The sequence below is a fragment of the Microcystis sp. M113S1 genome (genome assembly GCF_020246945.1).
Lineage (GTDB): Bacteria > Cyanobacteriota > Cyanobacteriia > Cyanobacteriales > Microcystaceae > Microcystis.
The window spans coordinates 1-7,895 of sequence record NZ_JADBSA010000232.1 but is presented as its reverse complement, the minus strand read 5'-3'; the positions used below and the strand labels follow the sequence as shown (position 1 = coordinate 7,895).

Here is a 7,895-nt window from a genome sequence, read left to right as displayed (position 1 = left end):
TTTGACTTCCACTGAGTCAAAGCGGTAGTTATTGGCTTCGTTGATAGGGAGTTGAATTAATTCAAAGAAGATAGAGGGGAAAGATTGAAAGAGTTGATAAAAAATCGTGTCAGTTTTCATGCTCTTATTTTATAGCAGTACGCGCTTGCTCTTAGACCGCATCAACGGACTCATTAAACGATCGCAGAATCGAGACGATCCGATCAGCTTCCCGATCATTAAACATCCCATCTAGCCCTTCGGGATGGTTATCGGTAAAGGGAGGCTCGTAGAGCGCCCCCGGATTCATAACTCCGTTTTTAGTGAGGATATCGATGATATTTTCGATAAAACGGATTTGATTGGCCGAGAAGTTTGTCCCCTGCAAATAACGGCCAAAAGCTTGTTTAGCCGCTTGGCGATCGAGTCCGACGATTTCCCGGATCAGGAGCTTGAGGCTTTTCGTCCGGCCAAAGACCTCCTCAAAACGCTGACGGCTCTCAATTTCTGCGGCCGAAAATAGCATCTCCTCTAGGGCAGATAAATCCCTGTCCGTTAGGGGGATATTGCGCCGCAACTTAGCGATCGCAAGGTGATCCTGATGCTGACGGATATAGGACTCGACTTTCCGGCGATACTGTTCGCGACTAAAACCGGTCTGATGGGTGGGAATATCGACAATCTGCACCTCCCCCATCTCATCGACAAAATCGGTAATCACGCTCTGCTGCTTTTGGCGATCGATAAACTTGACCAGATCCCGGACGCGTACCCGAATCCCTTCCACCATTAACGGCGTTGCTCCGGTCCACCAGCTTTCGGCTTGCACCTCGCGAATAAAGGCTAATTGCCCCTTAATCATCGGTATATCGGGCTTAGTCTCCAGTTGAACGAGAAGATCGCGCACTTTGTCCCGCAATCGCTCATAGCTACCGGATGCCTTGAGAATGGCTAATTGCAGTTGCAAACAAAGAAGGTCGAATTCCTTGGCTAGGGGATCCTCATTGGGCAAACCATTGGGTAAACCGGCTAAGGAGTCGGCAATAGTGGCCACGTCCTCCTGACTCAGGTTGTTCCAACGCTGGCGCTGACTAAAGGTCTTCACCTGCGGCAAGCGACGACGCACCAGAAAATTATCCCGGGGCATGGTGGCGATGTGTTGATGGAGTGCATCGAGCAAACTCGTGTATAGGTCGCTGGATCGATCGACTTTGTAAGTAGAGGACTGCTCTCTCGCTCTAGGGGTTGCGCTTTGCTTGCAGGGAGCGAGGCGGGTAGCCAACTCGAGGCGATGTTTAACTAGGCGACTGGTGAGGCTTTCGGGTATTTTCTCCCTTGTTTCATCGATATCCTGCTGGAAATACTCGAAATTCCCGCAGAGGTCGAAGACCAGAAACTCGGTTTTATGGTTGCCAGGGCCGAACAAATCCTGACAGAGACGAGTCCCGCGCCCGATCATCTGGTTAAACTTCACCCGGGAGAATACGGGCTTAAAAAACACCAAATTGACCACTTCTGGCACATCTACGCCGGTATCGAGCAGATCCACCGAGACGGCGATAATTGGTTCTTTATTGACCTTGCTAAAGTCGTCTAGGAGACTCTGGGCGTAATTGTCGTGACTGTCAATAATTTTGGCAAAATGACCTTTGTAGTGAGGATAGTTACTATTAAAGCGATCGCAGATAAATTGGGCGTGCCGGTGATTACGGGCAAAAATAATCGTTTTACCCAATCGATCGCCACTGTTGACCTTTAGCCCCCGTTGCATCAAAATTCTTAACGCTTGATCCACGGTGTCGATATTAAATAACCATTGATTAAGGGCAGCTGCGTTAATTTCCCGCGGTAGTTCGCCGCTTTCCTCGTCCCGGAACTTCTCCTCGTAGTCTAGCTGCTCCTCCGGGGTTAGATCGCTGTATTTAACCCCGGTACGCAGGAATTTAAACGGCACAGTAACACCCTTGGGAGGTACAAGATGGCCATCCTTAACTGCATCCTCTAACTCGTAGGCGAAGGTAGGAACCCCCTGCTGTAGCTCGAAAATGCGGTAGGTATCGCGATCTACTTCCGAGCGTGGTGTGGCAGTTAGTCCCACCAGCAGAGCATCGAAATAATGGAAGATTTCGCCGTATTTGCGATAAATAGAGCGATGAGCCTCATCGACGATCACGAGGTCAAAATACCCCACCCCAAACATTCGTCCATTTGCATCCATGCGATCGATGGCGTTGAGTATGGTTTGATAGGTGGAGAGGATGACGTTAGCCCCCGTCACGTCCTTGCTACGGGTCAGATCCAGGACGGTAACGCTGGGTAGATGACGCTGAAAGGCGCGGTATGCTTGCTTTAATAGGGCATTGCGATCGGCCAGAAACAGGACTCGGTTTACCCAATTGGCGCTCTTGAGCAGTTCCACCAATGCGATTGCAGTTCGGGTTTTACCGGTTCCCGTGGCCATGACCAGTAGGCATTTACGGCCGCGCTTTTCTTCAAAGGTTTCAGTGATGCGACGGATGGCCTCTTTCTGGTAGGGACGGCCGACGATATCCTCGTTAATTTGGCTAGTGCTGAGGGGTTTACGGTGGGAACGGCGGAAAATTAGCCGTTCTAGCTCGGTTTTTCCCAGGAAACCGAGGACGGGGCGGGGGGGATAGGTATGATCATCCCAGAGATAGGTTTCTGGCCCGTTACTGTAGAAAATAACGGGGCGCTGGCCGTAGTTTTTTTCTAAGCAGTCGGCGTATAGTTTGGCCTGTTGTTGGCCGCTGTTGGGGCTTTTGCTGGTGCGTTTTGCCTCCACGAGGGCGAGAGGTTTACCGTCGTCACCCCATAGTACATAATCGACGAAACCGCGCCCGGTATCCCCCGCTTTTTGGATGGGCATCCCCCACACCTCCAACTCTGTGGCGTTGGGGGCTTTGGTATCCCAGCCGGCTTCTTTGAGTAGTACATCGATCAGATAATGGCGGGTGTCGGCTTCGTTGTAGTCGTGGTTATCGGCGATCGCATTATTTTGGGCGAGGAGGGCATCCCGTTCGGCCCTAGCGGCCGCGAGTTCGGCCTCGGTTTGGCACTGTTTGGCCTCTGCAATTTGGCGCAGGGTATCGCTTTGGGAAAGGCGTTTTTCTAGGTCTTGCAGTTCTTTTTGACTGGGGACGGCGAAACTGGGAATTTTCTGGCGATCGAAGCTAATATCGCCCAATTCTCGCCCATTCTGCCCGTAAAACCGCACCAGCCAGTAGGTGATATGAAAGAGTTCCTCGATCAGGTGCAGGGAGTCGCGATCGCTGATTTGTCCGCCATGGTGAGCGGCGCTATTGCCGACTTTGTGGATGGTGCGAATTTTGCCGAAAAGTCCTGGTTTAAGGTTATCTTTAAAGGTTTGCTCGTGGATGAGAGCGCCTAGGCTATTGTCCCGGGGCGGTTGCAGGTAGGGGTCGTTTTCATAGAGCCAGCAGACCATTTGTTCTAGGACAAAACGGGTATAGAAGCAACTGGCCCGGGGGTTACTGAAGACTAATCCCTCCGCTTGGCTGGCATGATCGTAGATTGTCGGGAATTGATCTCGCAGGAAGGAGAAGTTTGACACCATATTGCGCTCCCCAGTCTATAAGTCTATTATCCCCAAAGTTTTGGCTATCTCTATATTTTACTTGGTTATTGTTTAACAGTTATATAAAAAAACAGCAAGTTCGGTTATTTTATCTAGGTTTTTCCCTCTTGACAGTGTGAGATGATAGGAATCTTAGTTAATTGTCCAACGGTCTTTTTTAATGGCATTTCCCACAAGATTATGGCAGTAATCTACGGGATGCCATGGCTACAGTTCCCCGCGAAAGGCGCGTTGTAAAAGGGAGTTGAAGAGATTTTCGGATTCTTGAGAACAAGATGTTAAACTTTCTTTTGAAAACTGTATTTTGGAGGCTATTTCTAAAAATTCTTTTTGTTTATAGATGGGAGGCACTGGAACAATAAAATCTTTTATCATATTGAGATGCAAATCAGGAACTCCAATACCTTTAATAGATCGATCTGCTTGACTTTTAAGTGCTGGTGTAGCCAATGCTTCTTTCAGAAATTCGGGAAAAATCAAATCTCTTTGGGGTTTAATAAGGCAAACGCTCACATATAGTGAAAATTCACTCTTTACATTCACAAGGGCTGGACGACCATATGTTGCCCCGACCTTTGTGTATAAAATATCGCCCATATCGGGGTTACATCTTTTCTTATATTTTTTGTGATCTTCTTCGCTGATGAACTTGCAATCATCAAACTTTAATTCGCCCGTCGTAATATCTTTAACAGAAATAAAAGGGACTCCTTGCTCAGTATAATTTGGTCGAGAGTGAACACCATCGGTGATTTTAGTGGTGACTTCCTCTAGTTTCTTTATCTCCCACCCTTTCGGATTAGTAACGGGATCACCGAACATCTCTAGAAAAGTCGATTTTAACAACTCCTCAGTCAACCGAATCGCCTCTTTGCGCTTGCGTCGCACCCCATCCGCTTTATCTAAAATTGCCGCAATTCTTCGCTGTTCTTCGAGGGGTGGATAAGGAATCTTCATATTCCGCAAGACTTTTAGCGATACGAACTTTTGAGTTCCCCCTCTTTCTTCAAAATCAAGTTGTCGCTCTATTATTCGAGTTTTGAGAAGATATCTAAAATATCGAGGATCAATAGGACTGTTCGCAAATTTGAATAATGCTACATTTTTAATCGAGAATTCTGTATCTATATCAACCAGAACTGGATTGCCAATTGTCCCAATCATGGCAAAGAGTATGTCATTACGATCTACCCTTGATCTTTTGCTAATTTCAAGATGATCTTTCTCAGAAATATATGAGATCGTCGAAAAGTCTATCCCATCAGGTTTTAAGTTTTTAGAAGTGACGAGTGGATAACCCTCAGATACATATTTGGGAGTTTCATGCGTTCCATCGCGGACATCTATAACTTCTGAGCAATTAGCCCATTGCCATGTTTTTGGAAGCTCAATTACTATGCCCGCAACTTTCATCCCAACATCTCCTTTAACGCTTGTAAAACCTGATCAATCTTATTTTCAAACATAAATCAAACATCCTTTCGGTGGACTAAAACGGTGGGTTACGACGGATTGTTAGATTGACTTTAACGCCTAGATTGTTGCCGTCTAACCCACCCTACCGGCATATTTTTAAAGGACATATTCCACCTCATCGAGAATTCGTTGTCCAAAAAAAGGACTCAATGACTCAGGTGTAACCAGATCCACACTCCTACTAAACAACTCCTCCAAAAAGAAACATAAATCCATAAAATTATTAAACGTTTTCATCCCGGGTTGAAACACCACCAAAATATCCACATCGCTTTTCTCTGTCGTCTGCTCTGTCCGAAAAGATCCGAACAAACCACAGCGACTAACTCCCAATCGCCGTAATTCCCCTTGATTTTGCTCTAGCAGACTAATTACCTGTTGCTTTGTCGTCACTGTCATAGCGTAACCCCTTCCCGTCGTATGTTGTCAAGAAATGGATTATCTCCGCTCTGGAACTTTGCCGCAGAGATAAAATGACGGGAAACAACCACATTATAATCAAGGCAAAGCCTAGCGATAAATTCACTCGTGCGGTCAATTTCCTGATAGGGATCCACCACACCAGAAAGAATGACCAAAAGATCGATATCAGAATCTTCCCGTCCATCTTCCCGTGCTTGGGAACCGTAAAGGACGATTTTCGGTAATTGGTTTTGATAGAGCAGATGGAAATAATCTTTTATCTCCCGCAGAATAACCTCTAGCTGTAGATTTTTCATAACACCCCCTCCAGTGCGTAGGACTGAATTAGCACCTCTGCCGAAATATTGCAGATTTGATGCAGTTGCCGAATCATCTCCAGCGATAGGGGCTGTTGGCGGTTTAATACTTGATTTACCTGTTCCTGATCGCCGAGAATAGGTATCAGAACCTGAGCGTCTAATCCTCGGCTCTCTAGATAAAACCGAATCGCTTCGATAGGATCCGGTAGAGCGATGGGAAAATGTTCCTGTTCATAGGCATCAACCAGTGTGGCAAGCAAATCTAAGCGCGCTGCTTCCGGTGTCCCCGGAGGTACTTCCAGAAGCGACTCAATCTCCAGTAAAGCGGCCTCATACTCGGATTCGGTTTTGAGAGGATGTAGGTCTAATGGCTGTAGATTTTTCATCTCCTAATCTCCTAACATCTCCTCTAATGCGTCCAAATCCTGACGAATATCAGCCTCTAAAGCCCTTAACTTCTGTAAAATCACCTTTGGAGGCTCATAGCTCACTTCCTCGTACTCTATCTCTTTATAGCGGTTAATTGATAGATCATAAGCATTGGCTTGAATCTCCTCGCGAGGCACAAAAAACGCCTTCGCTTTGCGGTTGGTGTCCTGAGCGGAGTCGCGATTATGCCAACAGCGCAGCAAATCCGGGATATCATTATCGGCAATCGGTTGGCGTTTATCATCGAGAGAGAAACCATCCGCCATCATGTCATAAAACCAAACGAAGTCAGTCCCCTTTTCTTTTACCCCCAGCTTCGTAAAGATGAGAATCGCGGTAGATACCCCCGCGTAAGGTTTAAACACCCCCGACGGCATCGATATCACCCCCTCTAGCTTATGTTCTTCCACCAAGATGGTGCGGATGTCCCTGTGGGCCTTGGACGAGCCAAATAGCACCCCATCCGGCACAATTACCGCGCCTTTTCCCCCCGTCTTCAGCAACCGCAAAAACAGGGCCATGAATAATAACTCGGTTTTAGTGGTGTCGATGATTTTCGATAAATCCTTGGCAATAGTAGATTTCTCCACCGAACCCTTAAACGGTGGATTAGCCAGAATCATGGTAAAACTATCCTCTACCCCGGCGTGATCCTCCGAGAGGGAATCCCGGGCCTCGATAATCGGCTGCTCGATACCGTGTAACATCAGGTTCATACTGCCAATGCGTAACATCGTCGCATCGAAATCAAAACCGTGGAACATTTGGTTATTGAAATGCTCTAGGTTGCCGCGTTCATGGAGCAATCGTCCCCCCTCGCTGTCCTTTAACTCCCGCACATACTCGGCAGCCGCTACTAAAAAGCCTCCTGTGCCACAGGCCGGATCACAGATAACCTCCCTCAGTCCGGGTGCTAATAACTCCACCATCAATTTGATAATATGGCGCGGCGTGCGGAACTGTCCGTTAGTCCCGGCTGTACTCAGTTTTGAGAGCATATACTCGTAAAGGTCGCCCTTGGTGTCGCGATCCTCCATCGGGATTTTTTCGATTTGCTCGATTACCGTGGCCAGCAGCGCCGGGGAGGCGATGAGAAACACCGCGTCTCTCATGTGTTTGGCGTAGGTGCTACCCTTGGAGAATTGCCCCAGATCTTTGATAAAGGGAAACGCTTCATCCCGGACAATCTGGAGCATTGTCTCGGCATCATCGAGATTTTTGAAGTGCGACCAACGGATATGCTGTTGGCTGGGGGTAAAGGTGGGATTTTCCAGTTTTTCGCCTAATCGTTGGGCTTTGCGCTCTTTAGCCAGTTCTAGGTCATCTAGGCGCTTGATAAAGAGTAAATAGGAAATCTGCTCGATTACCGAAAGCGGGTTACTAATGCCGTTATTCCAGAAGGTTGTCCAAAGTTTATCTATTTTGGATTTTAATTCGCCGGTGATCATCGCTGTTTACTCGTTTGCTGCTTTTAATATTGCAGTAATATTGTACTAAAAATCGATGTTTCAGGGTGAAAAATGCTATTAGGTACTTAAGTAGGGTCTGCTGAATAAATCTAAAAACCTTGTTGGGTAAGACTTTTAGACTTTTTGTCAATCAAAAAGTACCAGGCATGGGAGTGATCAGGGGGAAAATTCAGGTACTTTTTCCCTGAAAATTAGGTAGTTGAC

At 47.1% G+C, this 7,895-nt stretch carries 7 protein-coding genes; all 7 read right to left on the bottom strand.

Going from position 1 to position 7,895, the window contains the following annotated elements; genetic code table 11:
- Nucleotides 1-120 (bottom strand): DUF2887 domain-containing protein (locus tag IM319_RS11665; protein ID WP_287633213.1); only part of this gene is annotated, 120 nt, incomplete at its 3' end.
- A gap of 31 nt (nucleotides 121-151) precedes the next feature.
- A complete protein-coding gene (locus tag IM319_RS11660; RefSeq protein ID WP_287735712.1) occupies nucleotides 152-3,574 on the bottom strand; it encodes a DEAD/DEAH box helicase family protein in 3,423 nt (1,140 codons plus the stop codon).
- A 228-nt stretch (nucleotides 3,575-3,802) separates the two neighbouring features.
- Nucleotides 3,803-5,008: a restriction endonuclease subunit S gene (locus IM319_RS11655; RefSeq protein WP_287735711.1), complete on the bottom strand. Its 1,206-nt coding sequence runs from the start codon at nucleotides 5,006-5,008 to the stop codon at nucleotides 3,803-3,805.
- 159 nt (nucleotides 5,009-5,167) lie between these two features.
- Entirely contained in the window at nucleotides 5,168-5,470 is a 303-nt protein-coding gene (locus IM319_RS11650) for a nucleotidyltransferase family protein (protein ID WP_287735710.1), read from the bottom strand.
- Nucleotides 5,467-5,790: a nucleotidyltransferase domain-containing protein gene (locus IM319_RS11645; protein ID WP_287735709.1), complete on the bottom strand. Its 324-nt coding sequence runs from the start codon at nucleotides 5,788-5,790 to the stop codon at nucleotides 5,467-5,469. Before IM319_RS11645 ends, IM319_RS11650 begins: the two co-directional genes overlap by 4 nt.
- A complete protein-coding gene (locus IM319_RS11640) occupies nucleotides 5,787-6,179 on the bottom strand; it encodes a helix-turn-helix domain-containing protein (RefSeq protein WP_287735708.1) in 393 nt (130 codons plus the stop codon). The genes IM319_RS11645 and IM319_RS11640 overlap by 4 nt, the downstream gene beginning before the upstream one ends.
- A 3-nt stretch (nucleotides 6,180-6,182) precedes the next feature.
- A complete protein-coding gene (locus tag IM319_RS11635) occupies nucleotides 6,183-7,670 on the bottom strand; it encodes a type I restriction-modification system subunit M (RefSeq protein ID WP_287735707.1) in 1,488 nt (495 codons plus the stop codon).
- Nucleotides 7,671-7,895 lie beyond the last annotated feature (225 nt).

Coding starts and splice junctions, on each gene's coding strand:
- IM319_RS11640 (WP_287735708.1), bottom strand. CDS start 6,179: ATGAAAAATCTACAGCCATTAGACCTACATCCTCTCAAAACCGAATCC.
- IM319_RS11645 (WP_287735709.1), bottom strand. CDS start 5,790: ATGAAAAATCTACAGCTAGAGGTTATTCTGCGGGAGATAAAAGATTAT.
- IM319_RS11635 (WP_287735707.1), bottom strand. CDS start 7,670: ATGATCACCGGCGAATTAAAATCCAAAATAGATAAACTTTGGACAACC.
- IM319_RS11655 (WP_287735711.1), bottom strand. CDS start 5,008: ATGAAAGTTGCGGGCATAGTAATTGAGCTTCCAAAAACATGGCAATGG.
- IM319_RS11650 (WP_287735710.1), bottom strand. CDS start 5,470: ATGACAGTGACGACAAAGCAACAGGTAATTAGTCTGCTAGAGCAAAAT.
- IM319_RS11660 (WP_287735712.1), bottom strand. CDS start 3,574: ATGGTGTCAAACTTCTCCTTCCTGCGAGATCAATTCCCGACAATCTAC.